Source organism: Streptomyces incarnatus (genome assembly GCF_001027185.1).
GTDB classification, from domain to species: Bacteria; Actinomycetota; Actinomycetes; order Streptomycetales; family Streptomycetaceae; genus Streptomyces; species Streptomyces puniciscabiei.
Genome location: NZ_CP011497.1, coordinates 3,635,565 through 3,657,478, shown reverse-complemented (window position 1 = coordinate 3,657,478; position 21,914 = coordinate 3,635,565). Strand labels below are relative to the sequence as shown.

General features: G+C 71.8%; 21 protein-coding genes and 1 riboswitch. Of the genes, 9 read left to right on the top strand and 12 right to left on the bottom strand.

From position 1 onward, the window contains the following. Positions 1-9: 9 nt before the first annotated feature. The 7 genes from ABB07_RS16265 to fahA form a co-directional block, all read right to left on the bottom strand. Positions 10-798 carry an ABC transporter ATP-binding protein gene (locus tag ABB07_RS16265; protein WP_208899377.1) on the bottom strand — a complete coding sequence of 263 codons (789 nt, stop codon included), beginning with the start codon at positions 796-798 and terminating at the stop codon, positions 10-12. Continuing rightward, positions 782-1,696 (bottom strand): ABC transporter permease, encoded by a 915-nt coding sequence (locus ABB07_RS16260; RefSeq protein ID WP_244189384.1) that lies wholly within the window; start codon positions 1,694-1,696, stop codon positions 782-784. Before ABB07_RS16260 ends, ABB07_RS16265 begins: the two co-directional genes overlap by 17 nt. Next, complete coding sequence (locus ABB07_RS16255) at positions 1,693-3,036, bottom strand: ABC transporter substrate-binding protein (RefSeq protein WP_208899376.1); 1,344 nt, start codon at positions 3,034-3,036, stop codon at positions 1,693-1,695. The genes ABB07_RS16260 and ABB07_RS16255 overlap by 4 nt, the downstream gene beginning before the upstream one ends. 14 nt (positions 3,037-3,050) lie before the next feature. Then, positions 3,051-3,278, bottom strand: coding sequence for a 4Fe-4S dicluster domain-containing protein (locus ABB07_RS16250; protein ID WP_031166915.1), 228 nt, complete (start codon positions 3,276-3,278; stop codon positions 3,051-3,053). A 47-nt stretch (positions 3,279-3,325) separates the two neighbouring features. Next, positions 3,326-4,114 (bottom strand): GntR family transcriptional regulator, encoded by a 789-nt coding sequence (locus ABB07_RS16245; RefSeq protein WP_208899375.1) that lies wholly within the window; start codon positions 4,112-4,114, stop codon positions 3,326-3,328. 133 nt (positions 4,115-4,247) lie between these two features. Next, on the bottom strand, positions 4,248-5,186 hold the full coding sequence (locus ABB07_RS16240) for a M56 family metallopeptidase (protein ID WP_208899374.1): 939 nt from the start codon (positions 5,184-5,186) through the stop codon (positions 4,248-4,250). Positions 5,187-5,677: 491 nt separating this feature from the next. Next, entirely contained in the window at positions 5,678-6,895 is a 1,218-nt protein-coding gene (fahA, locus tag ABB07_RS16235; protein ID WP_208899373.1) for a fumarylacetoacetase, read from the bottom strand. Between the two features lie 304 nt (positions 6,896-7,199). Here fahA and ABB07_RS16230 point away from each other — a divergent pair, with 304 nt between their 5' ends. From ABB07_RS16230 to ABB07_RS16220, 3 genes are all read left to right on the top strand, one after another. Further along, positions 7,200-8,444, top strand: coding sequence for a carboxylate--amine ligase (locus ABB07_RS16230; protein WP_208903474.1), 1,245 nt, complete (start codon positions 7,200-7,202; stop codon positions 8,442-8,444). A 48-nt stretch (positions 8,445-8,492) separates the two neighbouring features. Further along, positions 8,493-9,695: an FAD-dependent oxidoreductase gene (locus tag ABB07_RS16225; RefSeq protein WP_208899372.1), complete on the top strand. Its 1,203-nt coding sequence runs from the start codon at positions 8,493-8,495 to the stop codon at positions 9,693-9,695. Positions 9,696-9,832: 137 nt separating this feature from the next. After that, a complete protein-coding gene (locus tag ABB07_RS16220; protein WP_208899371.1) occupies positions 9,833-10,645 on the top strand; it encodes an HAD family hydrolase in 813 nt (270 codons plus the stop codon). A 117-nt stretch (positions 10,646-10,762) separates the two neighbouring features. Here the strand turns inward: ABB07_RS16220 and ABB07_RS16215 are convergent, their stop codons facing one another. Then, positions 10,763-11,257, bottom strand: a complete 495-nt coding sequence (locus tag ABB07_RS16215; protein ID WP_208899370.1) for a transglycosylase SLT domain-containing protein — start codon at positions 11,255-11,257, stop codon at positions 10,763-10,765. 4 nt (positions 11,258-11,261) lie between these two features. Continuing rightward, a riboswitch (cyclic di-AMP (ydaO/yuaA leader) is annotated at positions 11,262-11,444 on the bottom strand. 532 nt (positions 11,445-11,976) lie between these two features. On the opposite strand from ABB07_RS16215, the gene ABB07_RS16210 reads away from it, so the two are divergent. The 4 genes from ABB07_RS16210 (at position 11,977) to ABB07_RS16195 (ending at position 16,717) form a co-directional block, all read left to right on the top strand. Continuing rightward, complete coding sequence (locus tag ABB07_RS16210; RefSeq protein ID WP_055707701.1) at positions 11,977-12,987, top strand: polyprenyl synthetase family protein; 1,011 nt, start codon at positions 11,977-11,979, stop codon at positions 12,985-12,987. 459 nt (positions 12,988-13,446) lie between these two features. Continuing rightward, positions 13,447-14,649, top strand: a complete 1,203-nt coding sequence (locus ABB07_RS16205; RefSeq protein ID WP_208899369.1) for a LolA family protein — start codon at positions 13,447-13,449, stop codon at positions 14,647-14,649. 84 nt (positions 14,650-14,733) lie between these two features. Then, complete coding sequence (locus ABB07_RS16200) at positions 14,734-15,831, top strand: ABC transporter ATP-binding protein (protein WP_244189383.1); 1,098 nt, start codon at positions 14,734-14,736, stop codon at positions 15,829-15,831. Next, positions 15,818-16,717 carry an ABC transporter permease gene (locus ABB07_RS16195; RefSeq protein ID WP_208899368.1) on the top strand — a complete coding sequence of 300 codons (900 nt, stop codon included), beginning with the start codon at positions 15,818-15,820 and terminating at the stop codon, positions 16,715-16,717. The genes ABB07_RS16200 and ABB07_RS16195 overlap by 14 nt, the downstream gene beginning before the upstream one ends. Before the next feature lie 31 nt (positions 16,718-16,748). Here the strand turns inward: ABB07_RS16195 and ABB07_RS16190 are convergent, their stop codons facing one another. Next, positions 16,749-17,348, bottom strand: a complete 600-nt coding sequence (locus tag ABB07_RS16190; RefSeq protein WP_208899367.1) for a flavodoxin family protein — start codon at positions 17,346-17,348, stop codon at positions 16,749-16,751. A gap of 341 nt (positions 17,349-17,689) precedes the next feature. Here ABB07_RS16190 and ABB07_RS16185 point away from each other — a divergent pair, with 341 nt between their 5' ends. Continuing rightward, on the top strand, positions 17,690-18,757 hold the full coding sequence (locus ABB07_RS16185) for a hypothetical protein (RefSeq protein ID WP_425264811.1): 1,068 nt from the start codon (positions 17,690-17,692) through the stop codon (positions 18,755-18,757). Positions 18,758-18,890: 133 nt separating this feature from the next. Here the strand turns inward: ABB07_RS16185 and ABB07_RS16180 are convergent, their stop codons facing one another. The 3 genes from ABB07_RS16180 to ABB07_RS16170 all read right to left on the bottom strand — a co-directional run bounded on the left by ABB07_RS16180 (position 18,891) and on the right by ABB07_RS16170 (position 21,360). Then, complete coding sequence (locus ABB07_RS16180) at positions 18,891-19,358, bottom strand: VOC family protein (protein ID WP_208899365.1); 468 nt, start codon at positions 19,356-19,358, stop codon at positions 18,891-18,893. Positions 19,359-19,443: 85 nt separating this feature from the next. Next, positions 19,444-20,394, bottom strand: a complete 951-nt coding sequence (rarD, locus tag ABB07_RS16175) for an EamA family transporter RarD (RefSeq protein ID WP_208899364.1) — start codon at positions 20,392-20,394, stop codon at positions 19,444-19,446. Positions 20,395-20,505: 111 nt separating this feature from the next. Further along, complete coding sequence (locus ABB07_RS16170; RefSeq protein WP_208899363.1) at positions 20,506-21,360, bottom strand: SDR family oxidoreductase; 855 nt, start codon at positions 21,358-21,360, stop codon at positions 20,506-20,508. Positions 21,361-21,461: 101 nt separating this feature from the next. Here ABB07_RS16170 and ABB07_RS16165 point away from each other — a divergent pair, with 101 nt between their 5' ends. Beyond that, complete coding sequence (locus ABB07_RS16165) at positions 21,462-21,887, top strand: winged helix-turn-helix transcriptional regulator (RefSeq protein WP_208899362.1); 426 nt, start codon at positions 21,462-21,464, stop codon at positions 21,885-21,887. The last annotated feature ends 27 nt before the right edge of the window (positions 21,888-21,914 follow it).

The following is a 21,914-nucleotide window of genomic DNA, read 5'->3' as shown; positions in this document are numbered from 1 at the left end:
GGGTGCCTTTCAGGAGCCGAGCGAGGAGAGGATGTCGCGCCGCAGGGCCATGCGGGCGGGGTCGTCCACGGCCCCGCGGTCACGCGGCCCGGGCACGTCCCGTACGGCGGCCACCCGGCCGGAGCCGAGCAGGGCGACGCGATCTCCGAGGAAGAGGGCCTCGTCCACGTCGTGCGTGACGAAGACGATGGTCGCGCCCGTGCCGCGCAACACCTCCACCAGCAGGTCCTGCATGCCGGAACGGGTCTGTGCGTCGAGGGCGCCGAAGGGCTCGTCCATCAGGACGGCGCGCGGGCTGTCGGCCAGCGCCCGGGCCAACTGGGCGCGCTGGCGCTGCCCCCCGGACACCCGGTGCGGCAATTGCCCCGCCTGCGCACTGAGTCCGACGCGGGCGAGCCACGCCTCGGCCCGGGAACGCCGTTCGGAACGCGGTACGCCGCTGATGGCGAGCGGCAGTTCGACGTTCCCGCGCAAGGTGCGCCAGGGCAGCAGCGTGTCCTCCTGGAAGACCAGCGCGCGGTCGGCCGACGGTCCCGTCAGCGGGACGCCGTCCACCTCGGCGGTGCCGCCCAGGGGAGGCAGCAGCCCGGCGAGGGTGCGCAGCAGGGTGGACTTGCCGCAGCCGGAGGGACCGACGACGGTGAGGATCTCGCCGGGGGAGACATCCAGGTCGACGTCGTACAGCACCGGCGCGTCCGGCCTGCCGAGCACGGCGGAACGGAAGGTGAGCCGGGTGCCGCGTCCGGCCTCCGACGCCGGCGTGACAGGAGCGGTGACGATCTCAGACGAGGTGCTCATCGCGGGCCTCCTCGGCGTCCTGCTGGCTGTGTTGCTCGGGCTGGGCCTGGTGCTCGGAATCGCTGTCGGCACCAACGGGGGCTATGACAGGCCGGGGCACGCGGGTGCGGCCGCTGGGGACGTACGAGGTCCGGGGCAGCCAGCGGGTCAGGCGCCGGCCGAGGAGTTCCACGGCCGTGGAGGTGACCCAGCCGAGGACGCCGATGGTGACCATGCCGACGAAGACGCCGGGGTAGTTCACCACCGTGTAGTCCTGCCAGGTGCGGTAGCCGACCCCGTACTGGCCGGAGATCATCTCCGCGGAGATCACGCAGATCCACGACACGCCGATGCCGACCGACAGCCCGCCGAAGATGCCGGGCAGCGCGCCCGGCAGCACCACCGAGCCGAGAATCCGCAGCCGGCTGCCGCCCATGGTGCGTACCGCCTCTTCCCAGACGGGGGTCAGCGCGCGGACCGCGTGCCGGGTGGAGACCAGCACGGGGAAGAAGGCGGCGGTGCAGGTGATGAAGACGATGCCCTGCTCATTGGACGGGAAGAGCAGGATCGCGACCGGGACGAGGGCGATCGCGGGGATCGGGCGGATGACCTCCAGGACCGGGCCGAGCAGATCCTCGGCAAGGCGCGAGCGGGCCACGAGCACGCCCGTCGCCACGCCCAGGGCGGCCGCCAGCGCGAAGCCGGTGAGGATCCGGGTGAGGCTGTCGGTGAGGTCGGTCCAGTAGTCGCCTCCGGAGAGCCGGTCGGCGAAGGCGCGGGCCACGTCGGTGACCGTCGGGAACTGCGAGAAGCGCAGCCACAGGTCGACGTTCAGGCTGGTCAGCGCCTGCCAAAGCCCGAGGAAGGCGGCGAGGGAGGCCGTCCGCAGCGCATACCGGGCCAGGGGCTGCCGGGTCATGAGGCGCGCTCCAGAGCCTCTCGGTACGACACCGTACGGGCACCGCCGTGGGCGGTGACGTAGGCCTGCGCGGTTGCCGGGGTGACGAAGGGCAGCAACTGGTCGCCGTCGGCCACCCAGACTGCCTTGTCGGCGAACCAGAGGGTGCCGGTGGTGACGTCAGGCACATAGGCGGCGCGGACGCCGCCTTGGTGCCCGGCCACATACGCCAGCAGCTCCTTGGCGGACTTGAAGGAGACCGTCTTCTCACTGCCCTTGGGCCATACCTCGTCCGCGGCGGGTGCGGGCCCGTCGGCGAGCCGCCGGGCGTACGAGGCGGCGAGGGCCTTCTTGACGTACTGGTCGTCGACGAAGGAGTCCACGTCGATGTCGCCGGTCAGCTTGGCAGCCTTCAGTACGGACACGTCCTGCTTCAGTGCGGAGACGAGCTGTGGCTTGACGGCCGGATCGAAGGTGGCGACGCCGTGGGCGCCGTTGTAGAGGTAGACGACCTCGGCGGGCAGGCCGGTGGCCTTCGCGACCTTCTCGGCGGCGGCGACGGGGTGGGCGTTGAGGTAGTCGGTCGCCTCCGCCTGAGCCTTGAGGAATGCCTCCAGGACTGCCGGATGCTGCTTGGCGAAGTCCTCACGGGCGGTGACACCGTGGAAAGTGGGCAGGTTCAGCTGGGCGCCGTCGTACAGCGCCTTCGCCTTGCCCTGGTAGGCGAGCAGGCCCGGCCAGGCGACGAACTGCGACAGGGCGTCCACGCTGCCGGAGGAGAGTGCCGAAGCCCCCACCGCAGGCTGCTGGTTGAGTTTGGAGATGCCCTTGTCCGGGTCGATGCCGGCGCGCTGCAGGGCTCGTACGAGGGTGCCGTCGGCGGCGGAGCCGATGCTCGTGGAGACCTTCTTGCCCTTCAGGTCCTGCAAGGACGTGAGCTTCGAGCCGGGTGCGGTGACGACGGTGTTGAGGCCGCCGCGCAGGTTGTAGCCGGTGACCGAGACCAGATGGGTGGGGCGGCCGAGCTGTTTGCCGCGGGCGGCGTTGAGCAGCAGCGGGAAGTCGCCCATCGAACCAATGTCGATCTTGCCCGCGGTCATCTGGGCGGTGATCGGGGCGCCGGTGGCGTAGTCCTGCCAGTCGACCTTGTAGGTGTGGCCGTCGTGCAGGGAGTTGAGCTGTTTCTCGAAGGAGCCGAGGGAGCGCAGCAGGGTGCCGGCGGTGACGGTGTTGATGGTCTTGGACTGGTAGCCGACGGTGACGGTGATCGTGGAGCCGCTGCCTGCCTCGGCGCTGCCGCCGCAGGCCGACAGGGGGAGGAGGAGCGCGGCGGCGGATGCGGCAACTGCTGTTCGTTTCATGGTGGTGGTACCTCTCACCGGAGCAGGTAGGGCATGTTGACGGTGACGGCCCCGGTGGGGCAGCGGGCTGCGCAGGGGCCGCAGTACCAGCACTCGTCGACGTGCATGTACGCCTTGCCGTTCGTCTCGTCGATGGCGAGGGAGTCCAGCGGGCACATGTCCACGCAGAGGGTGCAGCCGTCGATGCACTTCGACTCGTCGATGGTCACGGGCACGTCGGCCCGCTGGGGCGCCAAGGGCATGGCTGTCTCCAGGAAACGTGCAGGCAGGGGCAGGTGCGGCGGGGTGTCTACGACCGGTGGAGCAGGCCGCTCATGGTGATCCGGTCGCCGCGGAAGCGGATGAACTCCAGGTCGACGGGGCGGCCGTCGGCGAGGTGGGTGAGGCGTTCCAGCATCAGCACGGCGGCGCCGCGCGGGGCCTGGAGTACGGCAGCGGAGTGGGCGTCCGCGGTCACCGCCTCCAGGGTGATCTCGGCATGGCCGAGGGGGCGGCCGGTGATGGCTTCCAGGAGGCGGAAGACATCGGTGTTCTCCAGGTCGGCGCCGAGCAGGGCGGTGCCGATGTCGAGCGGGATGTAGGTGAGGTCGAGGGAGAGGGGGAGGCCGTTGAGACGGCGCAGGCGTTCGATGTAGAGGACGTCGGCACCGGCGGGGACGTGGAGGCGGTCGGCGACCGGGGCGGGTGCGGGGGCGGGGCCCATGGTGCGGACCTCGTTGGTGACGCGGCCGTGTTCGCGGAGGGTTTCCGCGAGGCCCATCAGACGGTCGAGCCCGTGCGGGTATTTCCGGGCGACGACCACGGTGCCGACACCGGGCAGCCGTTCCACCAGGCCCTCCGCCCTGAGGAGGTCCAGGGCCTGGCGAACGGTGTTGCGGGAGGCGCGGTAGTCGGTGGCGAGGGTGGACTCATGGGGGAGGGGGCCGTTCTGGAAAGCGCCGGTGAGGATCTGGTGGCGCAGCAGGTCGGCGAGCTGCCGGGCCCGGTCCGCGCGCAGCCGTCGACGCGTGCGGTGGGCGGCGACGGTGGTCGCGGCGCCCTGACCGGCGTGGTCGCGGGGGCGGTCGGTGGGTGGCATGGCTGGAACCATACCGATGCGGTAGGGAAAGTCGTGTTGCTGAAGTGTTGCGCCAGGTGAGGCGGCGTCGGATACCCCGCTCACCTGCGGGTTTTCCTTGCCGGTCGGGAAGATCTGCCACTCGGTGAGCCGGTCAGGACAGTGCCGTCAGCCCCGGCGCGAACGTGATCAGCAGCGGCAGCAGCGGCACCAGGGCGGCCACCGTCGTCGTCAGGGCCCGGTGCCGGCGCAGCAGCCGTGGCGGGGGTTCCAGCAGCCGGTCCACGCGTTCGCCGAGGAGACGGCGGCTGGAAGCGCAGGACAGGACGCCCCGGTGCTGGTTCAGTTCGATCAGCGCGAGGGCCGTGGTGAGGTGGCCGCAGCGCCGGGACGCCGTGTCGTCGGCGGCCAGCTCGACCAGGCGGTGCGTCTGGTCGCAGAAGTGGGCGAAGAGCGGCACGCGCGGGAAGCCGGTCGCGAGCGCGGTGGACAGGTGCAGCAGCCAGTCGTGGTGGGCACGCGCGTGCCCGCGCTCGTGGGTGAGGACGGCGTCCAGCTGATGGTCGGTGAGCCGGTGGAGGGCGCCGGTGGTGACGACCAGCTGCGGCGGATGTCCGGGCATCCACCAGGCGTCCGGGTACTCGTCCTCCAGCACCAGCATCGGGCCGCGTGCCGCCGGCAGCCCGGCCGGCAGGTCGGGGGCGCGCTCGCGCAGCTGTGCGCGGGCCTGGCCGCGGCTGCGGCGGGCCTCGACGAGTTCCCGGGCCAGCATCGCCGTCGTCCAGGCGGCCCCGCAGGCCAGCAGCATGGTGAGGGCGGAGGCCCACACCGGCGCGGAGGAGAGGTCGTAGGCGGCGGTGACGGAGGGCGGCGCGGGGGCGAACACGTGGTCGCGGACGGTGTGGAAGACGGCCGCCGCGCCCAGGACCAGTGCGGCCAGGCAGCACAGCAGGACGGTGGCGACCAGGCACTGCCACACCCACAGCGCGACGACGGGTTCCCGCTCGGGCCAGGCGGCACGGGTCAGGGCGCGCGGCGCCGGCAGGGCGGCCGTCAGGGCGACGACGCTCAGCAGGAGCAGGCAGACGGTCATGCCGGGGCTCCGGTTCCTGGTCGGAGAGTTGTGCGGGTGTCGGGTGGTGCGGGTCGATGCGCCGAGGGCGCATCGCATGGTGCGTGTCCGCCCAGTATGACGGTGCCGGGCGGCGAGAGGCAGGTCTCGGCGGTGATCCGTCGCGTGGTTGCGGCCACTCGCTCGCCCCTGGGTCCGGCTTGCGGTGGATGCGGTCCCCACGGTTCCGTCGCAACGCGAGTTCAGCAGGGCACCACGCCCTTGCCGTGGTCGAGTGCGGACAGCCGGCAGGCCGCCGGGGTGCCCGTGGCAACGCCGGAAGTGCGGGCGTAGCGGTCGACCAGGGCCGGGAGGCCGCCGACAGGGCGGTCACGCCGAGATCCGTCATGGAAGTCCGCATGGAAGCCCGCCGTGAACGCACGACTCGTACTCACCGCTTGCGTCAAACCGTGAGTACAAGGCGTCCGTCCCGGCGGACTTGTGTCAACGACCTGCTACAAGGAGACCACCCTTCACCCCGCCACGACCCGTCCGCTGACCTCCCCCAGCCCGACCCGGCGTCCGTCCGCGCCGGGGGCCCAGGCCGTCAGGGTCACCACGTCGCCGTCCTCCAGGAAGGCCCGCTTGCCCTCCGGGAGTTCCAGGGGGTCGCGGCCGTTCCAGGTCAGCTCCAGCAGCGAGCCGCGCTGACGCTCCTCGGGGCCGCTCACCGTGCCCGAGCCGTACAGGTCGCCGGTGCGCAGCGAGGCGCCGTTCACCGTCATGTGGGCGAGCTGCTGGGCGGCCGTCCAGTACATGGTCGAAAAAGGCGGCTCGGAGACCACGTGGCCGTTGATGGCGATGGAGATCCGCAGGTCGTAGCCGCCGGGCTCGATGCCGGGTGCAGAATCGTCCAGGTAGGGCAGCAGCGGGTGCGTGCGCTCCGGAGGCGCCACGCGCGCGTGCTCCAGCGCTTCCAGCGGGGTGATCCACGCCGACACGGAGGTCGCGAAGGACTTGCCGAGGAAGGGGCCGAGGGGGACGTACTCCCAGGCCTGGATGTCGCGCGCGGACCAGTCGTTCAGCAGGCACAGCCCGAAGACGTGCTCGCGGAAGTCGCCGAGCGGGACCGGCCGGCCCAGCGCGGACGGCGCGCCCACGACGAAGCCGACCTCGGCCTCGATGTCCAGCCGGATCGACGGGCCGAACACGGGTGCCGGATCGGCCGGGCCCTTGCGCTGCCCGGACGGCCGTACGACGTCCGTGCCGGAGACGACGACCGTGCCGGAGCGGCCGTGGTAACCGATCGGCAGGTGCTTCCAGTTGGGGGTGAGCGAGTCCTCGGCGTCCGGGCGGAAGATCCGGCCGACGTTGCGGGCGTGGTTCTCCGAGGCGTAGAAGTCGACGTAGTCCGCCACCTCGAACGGCAGGTGCAGGGTTACCTCGGACAGGGGGTGGAACAGCGGCTCGACGGCCTCGCGGTGCGCGGGGTCCGTGACCCAGGCCGTGACGGCGCGCCGTACCTCCGTCCAGGCCGGGCGGCCGGCGGCCAGCAGCGTGTTGAGGGTGGGCCGCGCGAGCAGCGCGTGGTGCGGCGAGCCGAGGGCGGCGGCCGCGGCGCCCGCGTCGAGGACCTGGCCCCCGAGCCGGACGCCGACCCTCCGCTCCGTGCTGCCGGAGGGCGAGAACACGCCATAGGGAAGGTTGTGCGGGCCGAAGGGGTCGCCCTCGGGGACGTCGAAGGGGGGCATGGGGTGCTGCCTCACTCTCATCCGGGCCGTGCGTGGCGCTCGTTCCATGTGGTCGCGCCACACGTTACGGCCGTGATGCGTGTCTTGGGCAGAGCCTCCTGCGGCGCCCGTCACGGTGTCCGAAAGGTCGTGTCGAAGAGGCTTCGAAAGGTTGCTCGCACCCTGTCTAAAGAGTTCGCAATGTCCGAATAGGCCTTGTCGGAGGCGGCAATTCCGGCTTAGCGTCCTTTGGGGACACGGACGGGGTGGGTCCGTTCCATTGGGGGGACACGTGGGGGGACCCGTGGCCGGAGACACCGTCGGTGTGCCGTTCGAGGCGGACCGGGACGTACCAGGGCTGATCGTCAAGTTCGGCGACTATCCGCTGCACCACGGCGGCGTCGGCGCGATCCGCAGCCTGGGCCGGCTCGGCGTGCCCATGTACGCCATCACCGAGGACGCCTACACGCCCGCGGCCTCCTCCCGCTATCTGAAGAAGGCCTTCGTGTGGCCGACGACCGGTGCGGAGGAACCCGGCCATCTGGTCGAGGGCCTGCTGCGCATCGGCCGCCGCATCGGCCGCCCCACGGTTCTCGTCCCCACGGACGAGGAGGCCGCCGTACTGATCGCCGAGCACCAGGAAGAGCTGGCCGGTTCCTTTCTCTTCCCGCGTGTCGACCCCGCGCTGCCGCGCCGGCTCGCCAGCAAGCAGGGCCTGCACGAACTGTGCGTGGAGTACGGCATCCCGAGCCCCGCGTCGGCGTTCCCGGAGTCGTACGAGGACGTGGTCGCCTTCGCCGACACGGCGCGCTTCCCGGTGGTGGCCAAGAACCGGGAGGCGTTCGTCCGGCGTACCCGGCCGGCCGTGGGCGGCACCACGCGGATCGCCACCCGCGAGGGCCTGCTCGTCCTGGCCCGCGACTGGGGCGCGCGGCCGGGGGTGATCCTCCAGGAGTACCTGCCGCGCGAGGAGGCCGAGGACTGGATCGTGCACGCCTGCTTCGACCAGGACGCGAGCCCCCTCGCGATGTTCACCGGCGTCAAGGTCCGCTCCTGGCCGCCGCACGCCGGCATGACGGCGAACGCGTACGTCGTCGACAACCCGGAACTCACCGACCTCGCCGCGCGTTTCATCAAACAGATCGGCTACAGCGGCATCATCGACCTCGACCTGCGCTTCGACCGGCGCGACGGACAGTACAAGCTCCTCGACTTCAACCCGCGCATGGGCGCCCAGTTCCGGCTGTTCGAAAACGAGTCGGGCGTGGACGTCGTACGCGCCATGCATCTGAACCTGACCGGCCGCCCCGTCCCGGAGGGGGAACAGCGCGCCGGCCACCGCTACATCGTGGAGAACATCGACCTGCCGGCCCTCCTCGCCTACCGCCGCAGCGGCTATACGACGCCGCACGCGCCGGCGACGGCGAGCGGGACCGAGCTGGCCTGGCTCGCGGGTGACGACCCGCTGCCGTTCCTCACGATGCTCGCCCGCTTCGTGCGCCCGGGCGCGAAGCACCTCTACCAGCTGTGGCGGACCAACCGCCGCGGCAGCAGCACCTCCACGAAGTAGGCAAAGCCACCGCCAAGAGTGGCGCACCATGTCCTGGGGAGGGACTTCGTGACTCGACCGGTTGCAGTCATCGGGGCCGGGCCGTTCGGCCTGTCCACCGCCGCCCATCTGCGGGCGCGCGGCATTCCCGTCCGCGTCTTCGGTGACCCCATGGTCAGCTGGCGCGACCACATGCCCGAGGGCATGCTCCTGAAGTCGACACCCGCCGCCTCGAACCTCGACTGCCCGCAGCCCGGCCACACCCTCGCCGACTACTGCGACGCGGCAGGCATCCGCCGCCTGGTCACCGACGAGGACATCATCCCGGTGGAGACCTTCATCGCCTACGGCGAGTGGTTCCAGCAGAAGCTCGTCCCCGGCCTGGAGGGGGTCCGGGTCGTCTCGGTGGACCGCGACAAGAGCGGCGGCTTCGAACTGAAGCTGGATTCGGGGGAGATGTTCACCGCGCGCGCGGTCGTCGTCGCCACCGGGCTGTCGGGCCTCGCGCATCTGCCGGCGGAGCTCGCGGAAGCAGCGGCCGACGGACCGGCGCCCACCGGCCCGGTCTCGCACAGCTCCCAGCACCACGACCTGAGCCGTTTCGCCGGCAAGGAGCTCATCGTGGTCGGCGCGGGCCAGTCCGCGCTGGAGACCGCGGCGCTCGCCGCCGAGGCGGGGGCACGCGTGCGTGTGGTCGCGCGCGGCCGCGGCCGGGTCGCCTTCGGCGCCCCGCCCTGGGACCAGCCGAAGCTGCGTCCCGAGTCCCCGTTCGGCCGCGCCTGGTCGCTGTGGGCGTTCAGCTACTACCCGCACCCCTACCGCTACCTGCCCGAGGCCACCCGCCACTTCCTGGTCCGCCGGGTCCTCGGACCGCTCGGCGCCTGGTGGCTGCGCGAGCGCTTCGAGAGCGCGGTGCAGGTGCAGGACGTGGAGCGGGTGGTGAGCGCCGAGGCACCGGGCGGCAGCCCCGTCCTCACCGTCCGCACCCACGGCGGGCACACCGAGCGGCTCACCGCCGACCACGTCATCGCCGCCACCGGCTACCGCGTGGACATCGCGGCGATGGACTTCCTCGGCCACGAACTGCGCACCCGGCTCGCGGTGAGCCGCGGCACGCCGAGGCTCGGCCCCGGCTTCGTCTCGTCCGTTCCCGGCCTGTACTTCACCGGTCTGCCGGCGGCGTCGTCGTACGGCCCGGTGATGCGTTTCGTCTGCGGCACGGAGTTCGCCTCACCGCGCCTGACGAAACACCTGGCGTCGGCCCACGGGTGAGGCCGCGGCCCGCCCTGATCCCGCTCATCGGCGCGCATCAACGAGGAGGCGGGAGACACCACTTGGGGTGGATCAGCACGTAAGTGCGCAGGGCGACAAGGTGAGTCGGCGGAGCCAGGTATCCGTATTCTCTGATCATGGCAGCCTCACCCGCATATGCACTGATCGCCACCGACCTGGACGGAACACTGCTGCGCGGCGACGACAGCGTCTCCGGCCGGTCGCTCGCCGCGCTCGCGCGGGTGGCGCGGGCCGGTGCCCGGCACCTGGTGGTGACGGGCCGCCCGGCTCCGCGGGTACGGCAGCTCCTCGCGCACCTCGGCTGCACGGGGCTCGCGGTGTGCGGCCAGGGCGCACAGGTCTACGACGCCGGGACCGGCCGTCTGCTGTGGTCGGTCCGGCTGGACCGGGAGCTGGCCGAGACCGCGCTCGGCAAGATCGAGGCCGAGGTGGGGCAGGTGTACGCGGCCGTCGACCAGGACGGGGTCGACGGGCTCACGCTGATCGAGCCCGGGTACCGGATGCCGCACCCGACCCTGCCCGCGGTCCGGGTCGGCCGGCGCGACGACCTGTGGTGCGCGCCGATCAGCAAGGTGCTGCTGCGCCATGCCGCCCTGCCCGACGACGAGTTGGCGGCCATCGCGCGCGCGGTGGTGGGCTCGCTCGCGACCGTCACCATGTCGGGGCCGGGGACCGTGGAGCTCCAGCCGTCGGGGGTGACCAAGGCGACCGGTCTCGCGCTGGCCGCCGAGCGGCTCGGGATCGCGGCGGAGGCGGCCCTGGCGTTCGGCGACATGCCCAACGACATCCCGATGTTCGAGTGGGCCGGACGCGGGGTCGCCATGGCCAACGCGCACCCCGAACTGAAGGCGGTGGCCGACGAGGTCACCCTGTCGAACGAGGACGACGGCATCGCCGCCGTCCTCGAAAGACTGTTCCCGACCGACTGACCGGCACATCAGTAGGCGCCCGCCCGTCCCGCGGAAGCGGCGACGGCCGCCCGGCGCGCCCCTCCGTCAGGTCGGGGCACACTCCGGGCGGCCGAGGCCGGGCCGGTCGCGGGACCGTCAGTACGCGCTGGACACGTTGTCGATCGACCCGTACCGCGCGGCGGCGTAGTTGCAGGCCGCGGTGATGTTGGCGACCGGGTCGTAGGGGTCGAAGGAGGTGCCGGCCACGTGGTAGGCGTTGAAGGTCGGGTCGATCACCTGGAGCAGGCCCTTGGACGGGATGCCCTTGGCGGCGTTGGAGTCCCAGTTGTTGATGGCGTTCGGGTTGCCGGAGGACTCCCGCATGACGTTGCGGTGGATGCCGTCGTAGGTGCCCGGGATGCCCTTCTGGGCCATGATCGCGAGGGACTCGCGGATCCAGCCGTCGAGGTTGTTCGGGTACCCGGCGAGGGTGGTGGAAGCCGTCTTGGTGGCGGTCGTGCCGGTGGCCGCGGAGGCGCTGGTGGCACCGATGAGCGGCAGGGCGAGGACGGCGGCGCCGGTGCCGGCGACGGCGAGGGCGCGGGCGAGACGGTTGGCGCGGGGGCGGCGGTGCTGAGCGGCAGCGGGCATGGGGAAGTCCTCTCCGGCGCCTGCGAGGTGAGCTGTCGGGTTCGGGCGGGGAGGTGCCCGGCCGCGCCCTCGGGAGAGGACACGGCTTCACCCCTAGCCGTTCCGGTGCGGCGTGTGCCGGCCGGTCCGGCGGACTTACCTGGGTCCCCCGCTCCTGCCGTACGAATGAGTTCGTCGATGGGTCACACGGGCGGCGGCAGGATTCGGCGTCCACCCGACTGGCCCGGAACGTATGCGAGAGCACATGTCGGGAACAAGGGCTGGATTCACATAACGTCCAGTTTGACCTTGGTATGCGCCGTTTGGGACACTTGATCCTTTGCGGTTGCCAACTCTCAACTCGCCCACGGAGCAAGGAGTGGAGGTAGCCTGGCGGGCCCTCAGGGGTGGCGGTTGCGCGTGATCGCGCGTGACCCAACTCACTAAATCGCAAAGTATTTTAAATCGGACATGAGGGATTTGGGTGAATCGGGTGGCAGGCATTACTCCGCCCGCTCTTCGGTTCGCGACACAGGGCGCGGATTCCTGTTAAGTCGATAAATGTCCGCTCATAGCACTTGATCAAAAACATACCGGTCGTGATCCGATACCGCCCGGGCTGGACCGGTGGGCGCTATCGGTGATCGAACAGGGACCGGATACGCTGACTTGAGTGATGGCAGCGACCTATCGACAAACCGTGTAATCGCCAGCAGACACCAGCAGACAGGAGACCCCTCGTGACCGTCGTCGGGCCGTTCGGGCTGAGCGTGCGGGACCAGGCTCTGGAAGCCGATGTCCAGGCCGGATTGGCGGCTGTCGAGGAAGGCTTGCTCGAGGCCACCAAGAGCGAGGTCCCGTTCATCACGGAGGCCGCGCAGCACCTCGTACGAGCCGGCGGGAAGCGGTTCCGGCCGCTGCTCGTGATGCTCGCGGCCCAGTTCGGCGACCCCTACGCGCCGGGCATCGTGCCCTCGGCCGTGGTCGTGGAGCTGACCCACCTCGCCACGCTGTACCACGACGACGTCATGGACGAGGCGGCCGTGCGCCGCGGCGTGGACAGCGCCAACACCCGCTGGGGCAACTCCGTCGCGGTGCTCACCGGCGACTTCCTCTTCGCCCGCGCCTCCCAGATCCTCGCCGACCTCGGCCCCGAGGCGGTCCGGGTGCAGGCGCTCGCGTTCGAGCGGCTGGTCACCGGCCAGATCCTGGAGACCGCCGGCCCCTCCGACGGCCGCGACCCGGTCGAGCACTACCTGGACGTGCTCGGCGGCAAGACGGGCTCGCTGGTGGCGGTGTCGTGCCGGTTCGGCGCGATGATGTCCGGCGCCGACGAGACGGTCGTGGACGTGCTCACCCAGTACGGCGAGCGGCTCGGTGTCGCCTTCCAGCTCGCCGACGACGTCCTGGACATCGCCTCCGACTCGCACGAGTCCGGCAAGACCCCGGGCACCGACCTGCGCGAGGGCATCCCGACGCTGCCCGTGCTCCGGCTGCGCGAGCGGGCCGCCCGCCTGGGTCTGGCCGAGGACATCGCGCTGTGCGAGCTGCTCGACTCCGACCTCAGCGACGACGCCCGGCACGCCGAGGCGCTGGCCGCGCTGCGCGCCCACCCCGCGCTGGAGCAGGCCCGCCGGGACACCGTGCGGTACGCGGAGGAGGCGCGGGCCGCGCTGGTGCCGCTGCGCGAGTGCGACGCCAAGGCCGCGCTGATGGAGCTGTGCGACGCGGTGGTCCACCGCGCTGGCTGACCTCCCGTCACCCGACACGCCGTACGCCTCCGGTCGTACGGCCCGGCACGCTTCCGGCCGTTCGCCGCGCCGTTCACCGCGCCGCGCTCCGGGCCGTGCGACCGGGTGGCCCGTCTCCGGTGGTCCGCCGCTCCGGGCCTCCGGCCGTCCGCCCCTCCGGTTCGTACGGCCCCGCACGCGCGCGTGCCGGGTCATACGCCCGTGCGTCCGTACGCCCCCACGACCCCGTACGGCTCCCTCCGTTCCGGTGAGACCCCTACGGGTCGGCGGAGCTCCGGCCCCTACGTGTCATACCGCAGGCGTACACGGAGTTGGCTCCGTGGTCTGACGCTTCCTCATGGCTGATTTGGTGAGATGGGGACCACGGAAATCACCACTCCTCACCGATTCGGGTGAGAATGGCGGCTCTGGTGGACCAGCGTGAGAACAGCCGCCGCCGACGACGGAGGTAAGGCACACATGGCACCGTACGAATCCGACGACGCAGTGGACGCCGGGCGGGAGGACGAGGAGCGGCACCCCGGACGCCGCAGGGCCGCCCGCTACGCGGTCCCGGTCGCCGTGGTGGGGGTCGCGGCGGCCACGATCGGTCTGGTCCCGGCGCTCGCCGCCTCCGGGGACCCCGACCTGCCCAGGATCACCGCACAGCAGCTCATCGAGAAGATCGCCAAGTCGGACGTGCAGCAGCTGTCCGGCACCGTGCGAATCAACACCGACCTCGGCCTGCCCGACCTCGGCGGACTGGAAAGCAGCCTGGCCTCCGGCGCCGTCAAGGGCTCCGGCGGCGGCTCCTCCGCCGACCCGCAGTCCCAGCTCACCTCGCTGGTCTCCGGCACGCACACGCTGCGCGTCGCCGCCGACGGTCCCGAGAAGCAGAAGCTGTCGCTGCTGCAGAGCGGCTCCGAGTACAGCCTCATCCACAACGGCACGAACGTGTGGGGCTACAACAGCAAGACCAACGAGGTCTACCACGGCACTTCGGCCGACTCCGGCAAGGAGCACAAGGCCGAGCCGCCGGCCACGCCGAAGGACTTCGCGGACCAGGCGCTGAAGTCGGTGGACGACACCACGTCCGTCACCGTCGACGGCACCGAGCGGGTCGCCGGCCGGGACGCCTACAAGCTGCTGATCAAGCCCAGGCAGTCCGGCACCACGGTAGGTGCCGTCAGCATCGCCGTCGACGCGAAGACGGGCATGCCGCTGAAGTTCACGCTGACGCCGAAAAGCGGCGGCGCCGCCGTCCTCGACGTGGGCTTCACCCAGGTCTCCTTCGCCAGGCCGGCCGCCTCCGCGTTCTCCTTCACCCCGCCCAAGGGCGCGAAGGTGACGGAGGAGAAGAAGGACCCCGCGGCTCGGAAGCACGCGCCCGACTCCGGCGAGGACTTCGCCAAGGGCAGGAACGGCGCCAACGTGCTGGGCAAGGGCTGGACGTCCATCGCCACCTTCGACACCGGCGCCAAGGGCGGCCTGCCGACCGGCTCCCGGGGCGGTGACCTCGGCGGCTTCCTCGGCTCGCTCGGCGACAAGGTCTCCGGCAAGTTCGGCAAGGGCACGGTCTTCTCCACCCGCCTGGTCAACGCCCTGATCACCGACGACGGCAAGGTGTACGCCGGCGCGGTGACCAAGGACGCCCTGGTGAAGGCGGCGAACGCAGGAAAGTGACCCCTCCCGGGCACTACGCGGCGTGACCGTACGTTCACCCTTCACGGAGGCTGAATCGAGGGAAGCCGGATCGAGGGGGAGCCGATGGACGGAGCGTCCGCCACGGAGCGCGAGGCGGGGGACGCGGAGCAGCGCGCCCCGGGGCAGGTCGAGGAGCGGGCCCCGGGGCAAGGCGAGGAGCGGGCCCCGGGGCGAGTGAAGCAGCGTGTCCGGGGGCAGGTGGAGCAGCGTGCCGCCCCCGGGGACGTGGAGGCGAGCGTCATTGCCACCCGTGGTCTCACCAAGCGCTACCGCGGCGGACAGCTCGCCGTCGACGGCCTCGACCTGACCGTCCCCGCCGGCAGCGTCTTCGGCTTCCTCGGTCCGAACGGCTCGGGCAAGACCACCACCATCCGCATGCTGATGGGCCTGATCGAGCCGACGGCGGGCACGGCCCGTGTGCTGGGCCGCCCGATGCCCCCGGCGGCCCGGTCCGTCCTCCCCCAGGTCGGCGCCCTCATCGAGGGTCCCGCGCTGTACGGCTTCCTCTCCGGCCGGGACAACCTGCTGCGCTACGACGCCGCCGACCCGACCGCCGACCCCCGTACCCGGCGCGTCCGCGTCGCCGCCGCCCTGGACCGGGTGGGCCTCGCGGCCGCCGCCGGCAAGAAGGCGAAGGCGTACTCGCTGGGCATGAGACAGCGCCTCGGCCTGGCCGCCGCGCTGCTCCAGCCGCGCCGGCTGCTCGTCCTGGACGAGCCCACCAACGGCCTGGACCCGCAGGGCATGCGCGAGATCCGCACCCTGATCCGCGAACTGGCCGCCGACGGCACGACCGTCTTCCTCTCCTCCCACCTCCTCGACGAGATCGAGCAGGTCTGCACCCACGCGGCGGTCATGGCCCGAGGCCGGCTCCTCACCCAGGGCGCGGTGGCCGAGCTGGCCGCCGGGGCGCGCGGCCGCCTGGTGGTGACGACCCCGGATCCGGCCGAGGCGGCCCGGGTGCTGAAGGAGCAGGGCGTCGGGGACGTCACCGCCGACGGCGACCGGGTCACCGGAGAGCCACCCGCGCGGGACCTCGCCGAGGTGAACGCGGCCTTGGTCGCCGCGGGGGTCCGGGTCCGGGGATTCACGGTCGAACGGGCCTCGCTGGAGGACGCGTTCGTGGCACTGACGGGGGAGGGCTTCGATGTCGCGGGCTGAGACGGTCCCGGTGTCCGAGGGGGTCGCCGCATCCGCCGCGCGTCGGCCGAGCCCCCTGTGGACCTTCGGGCTGCTGCGCAGCGAACTGGTCACGACCCTGCGCCGCTGGCGCACGCTCGCCCTGCTCGTGGTGCTGGCTGCCGTGCCGGTGCTGGTCGGGATCGCGGTGAAGATCCAGACCCGGGGCGGCAGGACGGTCGACCACAGCGGCCAGGGCCCGGCGTTCATGACGCAGATCACCAATAACGGCCTGTTCCTGGTGTTCACGGCCCTGGCCGCGACCCTGCCGTTCTTCCTGCCGATGGCCGTCGGGGTCGTCGCCGGCGACGCGATAGCGGGCGAGGCGGGCGCGGGCACCCTGCGCTATCTGCTGGTCGCCCCGGCCGGCCGCACCCGGCTGCTGCTCACCAAGTACACGACGGTGATGGCCTTCTGCGTGCTGGCCACGCTGGTCGTGGCCGGCTCGGCGCTGATCACGGGCGCGCTGCTCTTCCCGCTGGGCGACCTCACGACCATATCCGGCACGCGCATCAGCTTCGCCGAGGGCCTCGGCCGGGCGGTGCTGATCGCCCTGGTGGTCGCCGCCTCACTGGTCGGCGTCGCGGCGCTCGGCCTGTTCGTCTCGACCCTCACCAACAGCGGCATCGCCGCGATGGCGACCACCGTCGGCATACTCATCACGGTCCAGATCCTGGACCAGATACCCCAGTTGCACGCGCTGCGGCCGTACCTCTTCCCGCACTACTGGCTGTCCTTCGCCGACCTGGTGCGCGACCCCGTCTACTGGGACGACCTGGTGAAGAACCTCGAGCTCCAGGCGCTCTACGCGGCCGTGTTCGGCTCGGCGGCCTGGGCGCGGTTCACGACGAAGGACATCAGCGCCTGATTCCCCTTCAGGCGACCAGGCGATGAGGCGATCAGGCGGTCTCGGCGATGTCGTACGGGAAGCGCGCGAGGGGCGGGTCCTGCGCGAAGAACGTCTTCGCGTGGGCCAGCGCGTCGGCGTCCTTCAGCACGTCACCCGGAGCGCTGCCGTTGCCCAGCAGGACGCCGCCGAAGCGCATGCCCATGTAGGCGGCCGAGTTGTTGAGCGTGCCGATGTAGGGGTCGGCGACCGGCGTCTCGGCATGGGCGAGCGCGGCGATGCCCCAGAGCGTGCGCCCGGCCAGGGTCGCCTTGAAGTCGACGCCCGGGGTGCGCAGCCAGCCGGACCAGTGGTCCAGATAGCGCTTGGTGAGGCCGGACACCGAGTACCAGTACAGCGGTGAGGCGATCACGATGTCCGTGGCGGCGAGGGTGGCGTCCAGCAGCAGACCGGTCGGGCTGTCCGAGGGCGGCCGTACGTGGTCGCTGTCGTGCCGCAGGTCCGTGAAGTCGGGCAGCGGGTGCTCGGCCAGGCGGATCCACCGCTGTTCGACGTCACCGGGCAGCTGCTCGGCCGCCGCGCGGGCCAGCAGTTCGGTGTTGCCCTGGGCACGGGAACTGCCCAGGAGGAAGAGGAAGCGGCGCGTCGTCATGACTACCCCCGGTTGATCGGCGTACGACAATAAAGCGCACCTGCATTATATGCACATGCAGCTTTCCTGTCGGGGTCCGTCGCGTTCGGGAGCCTTGCCGGCCTCCGCGCCCCGCAGGTGACGGGCCGCCCATCTGGGACGAGGCTGTGACGTCGCGGTGACGCGTGGGCCGCACCGTGGGGAGAGACTGGGGAGCACGGTACGAGGGGTACGACCGGATCGTGATGTGGGGGAGAGGCACACTGATGGCCCGACTCAGCTTCGAGAAGAAGCGGGCGCAGCAGCCCGTGGCGCATCCGGCGGTGGTGGCCGTCCGGGTGTTCGGTGCGGGAGGCGCGTCGGTGGGCGGGACGTCGGTGGTGGCGGCGCCGGGCGAGGAGATCCAGCAGGCCGTCCTCAACCACCTCCAGCGCCTGGCCATCAGCCTCGGCGCTCCTATACACGCCACGATCCACGACGACCGCGCGGGCTGCGTGGTTCCCCTGGAGGTCTCGGCGGACGGCTCCAGCCGGGTCACGGGGCAGGCGGTACGGGTGACCACGCCCTCGACGAAGCCGCGGGCGGCGAGCGTGACTTCACCGGAGCCGCCGACCGCGACGGGTGCGCGGGCCGCGGCGGGTGTGACGGCCGCGGCGGGCGAGGCGTCACCGGCGGTGGCTTCGCAGGCGGCTGCGGCTTCACCCATGCCAGTGCCTTCCCCGCAGGGTGTGCGGGATGTCCCCTCGGTGAAGCAGCCGGTGCCCGTGTCGCCCGGGACCGTGCAGGCGCCGACCGGGCAGTTCGGTCCCGCGCCGGTCATGTCGGTCGCGGAGGCCCTGCTGCCCGTCATCGACGCCTCCGAGGCCGAAGCCGCCCCCACCACCGCGACTCCCACCCCCGCCCGGGGTTTCGACGCCGTCGCCGAGGAGGTGCTCGGGGACGAACCCGTGACCGAGACCGCGGAGGGCGCCGAGTTGCTCACGGAGCCGATGTCACGGATCAACGAGGCCGTGCGGGCGGGCCGGATCGAGGCGGCGGCCGAACTCGCCGACCGTACGGTCATCGAGGCGTCCGCCGTGCTGGGCGCCGGGCACGCCGAGGTGCTGCACCTGCGCGAACTGACCGCCTACATCGCCTACCTGGCGGACGAACCGGTCCGCGCCTGCGAACTGTCCCTGGAGCTCGCCGCACTGCGCAGGCAGGCGAGGGACGCGGAGGCCGCGTACGGCAACGTGCAGAGCGCGGCGACCGCGTGGCGCGCGGTGCGCGACCCGGAGGAGGGCCTGCGACTGGGCCGCGACCTCATCGAGCTGTGGGCGGACCTCACCACCGAGCCGGGTCCGGCCGCCGCCGACCCGCGTCCGCTGGAGTCCGCCCGCGCCCGCATGGTCCGCCTGACCGACCGTGCGGCCCGCGCCGCACAGCCATAACCGGCGTCCGCACAGCCGTACTCGGAGGCCGCACGCCGTACCCGGCGGCCGCACGCCGCATCCGGCGGCCGCACGCCGCATCCGGCGGCCGTACGCCGTACCCGGCGGCCGTCGCCGTATCCGGCGCACAGCCCTACTGCACGCAGAACTCGTTGCCCTCCGGGTCCGCCATCAGTACCCACTCACCGGCGGGCTCCTTCACCTCGCGCAGTACCCGCGCGCCCAGCGCCTGGAGCCGGGTCACCTCGTCCGCGCGTCTGCCCTCGTCGGCGTGCAGGTCGAGGTGCAGCCGGTTCTTGACGGTCTTCGGCTCCGGCACGCGCTGGAACAGCAGCCGCCGGCCGAGCCCGGTGCCGGTCTCCGGGTCGTACGGGTCGTCGGGGTGCCGTACGGCGATCAGGTCACGGAAGGCGGGCCGGCCGTGGTACTCGACCGTGGCCGCGCCGGGCAGCGCGCCGAGGGACAGCAGCCGTTCGACCAGGGCGCTGTTGTCCTCGGGCGTGTAGTGCAGCGCCGCGGCCCAGAAGTCGGCCTGGGCGTGCGGGTCGGCCGCGTCGATGACGAGCTTCCAGTGCAGTGGTGCGGGTGTCTGCGTCGACATGGTCGTCACTTATAGCGCGCGGCACTGACAACGGCCGTACAAAAAGGCCGTGCAATCGGCCGTGCAAAGGGCCGCACAACCGGCGTCAGATCTCCACCGGCGCCGACTCCGCCCGCTCGCCCCGTGCCACCACCAGCGATGCCCGGGTCCGCCTCGCGGTGCGCAGCGCGTCCGCCGTGAGCAGCACCAGCGCCAGCCAGACCAGTGCGAACCCGGCCCAGCGCTCGGGCGGCATGGCCTCGTGGAAGTACAGGATGCCGAGCAGGAACTGGAAGACGGGCGCCAGGTACTGCAGCAGCCCCAGCGTGGAGAGGGGGACGCGGATCGCCGCCGCGCCGAAGCAGACCAGGGGCAGCGCGGTGACCAGGCCGGTGGAGGCGAGGAGGACGGCGTGCCCGGGGCCGTCGTTCAGGAAGCTCATGTCGCCGTGCCCGCCGAGCCACAGCAGATAGCCGAGCGCGGGCAGGAACTGGATCGCGGTCTCGGCGGCCAGCGACTCCAGGCCGCCGAGGGCGACCTTCTTCTTGACCAGGCCGTAGGTGGCGAAGGAGAACGCGAGGACGAGCGAGATCCACGGCGGGCGGCCGTAGCCGACGGTCAGCACGACGACGGCGGCGAAACCGGTCGCGACCGCCGCCCACTGCGCGGGCCGCAGCCGCTCCTTCAGCAGCAGTACGCCCATCGCGATGGTCACCAGCGGGTTGATGAAGTACCCGAGGGAGGACTCGACCACATGGCCGGAGTTCACGGCCCAGATGTACACGCCCCAGTTCACGGTGATGACGGCGGCGGCCACGGCGACGAGCCCGAGCCGCCGCGGTTGGCGCAGCAGCTCGCCCGCCCACGCCCAGCGCCGTACGAAGAGCAGGGCGACGGCGACGACGACCAGGGACCACACCATGCGGTGGGCGAGGATCTCCACCGCCCCGGCGGGCTTCAGCAGAGGCCAGAAGAGGGGCACCAGGCCCCACATGCCGTAGGCGGCAAAGCCGTTCAGCAGGCCTATCCGGTGCTCACCCTTGGACTTTCCGGCCACCGGCCCCTCCCTCTCACGTCAGGCACGCGAGAACGAAGGTAGCGCCGAGCACCCCCGGCTGTCATGGCCGTATCGCCATACGGTCATGACAGCCGGGGTGTGCCGGATGACTCAGCCCTTGAGCGCGGCGGTGACCGCGTCCGCGAGCGGGGTGGCGGGGCGGCCGGTCAGCCGCGAGAGGTCCCCAGAGGAGACCACCAGCTCGCCCTTCTCGATCGAGGCGTCCACACCGGCCAGGATCGCGGCCAGCGGCCCGGGCAGCCCGGCGCCGGTCAGGATGCCGGAGAAGGCCTCGACGGAGACGGGGCTGTAGACGATCTCCTTGCCGGTCTGCCGGCTGAGCTCCGCCGCGTACTCGGCGAAGCTCCACGCCTCGTCGCCGCCCAGCTCGTACGTCTTGTTCTCGTGGCCCTCGCCGGTCAGCACCGCGACCGCGGCGGCGGCGTAGTCGGCGCGGGCGGCCGAGGAGACCCGGCCGTCGCCCGCGGCCTGGACGACCGCGCCGTGCTCCAGCACCGGGGCCAGGTTCTCGGTGTAGTTCTCGTGGTACCAGCCGTTGCGCAGCAGCGTGTACGGCAGGCCGGAGGCGAGCAGTACCTGCTCCGTCGCCCGGTGGTCGTCCGCGAGGGCGGCGGTGAGGCTGCCCGGGGCGCTGGTGTAGGCGAGCAGGGCCACGCCGGCGGCCTTCGCGGCGTCGATGACGACTTGGTGCTGCCGCACCCGGCCCTTGTCGAACTCGTTGCCGGAGATCAGCAGGACCTTGTCGCCGGCGGCGAACAGGCCGTCGAAGGTCTCGGGCGCGTTGTAGTCGGCGACGGCGAGCCTCACCCCGCGGGCCGCGAAGTCGGCGGCCTTCGCCTCGTCGCGCACGACGGCGGTGATCTGTTCCGCCGGAACCTTCTCCAGCAGCTGCTCCACGACGTGCCGGCCGAGGTGTCCGGTGGCTCCGGTGACGACGATGCTCATGATGCGGAACTCCTTGTGGAATGCCGTAGGTCTCGTATGGCACTCACCCTAGGAGGGGCGCTAACCTAGCGAAAGTACCCACTTTGAAGTAAGGTACTGGCATGGCGGTAAGTGAGACGAGGGAAGTGCGTGAGAAGCGGCTCGTGGACGCCGAGGCGCTGTGTCCCTACCGGCTCGTCCTGGAGCACGTGACCAGCCGCTGGGGCGTCCTCGTCCTCATCGAGCTGCTGGAACGGCCGTACCGGTTCAGCGAGCTGCGCCGGGCGATCAGCCGGTTCGGCGGGCGGGGCGTCAGCGAGAAGATGCTCACCCAGACCCTGCAGACCCTGGAGCGTGACGGCCTGGTCCACCGGGACGCCAGGCCGGTCATCCCGCCCCGCGTCGACTACTCCCTCACCGCCCTCGGCCGCGAGGCGGCGGAGCAGGTGCGCTCCCTCGCCCAGTGGACCCATGACCGCATGGGCGAGGTGGAGAAGGCCCGCCGGGCGTACGACGAGGCCCGGGACGCGGGGTCCCGGGCCTCGTAGTCACCTCACCCGAAGTCGGTCTCGGCC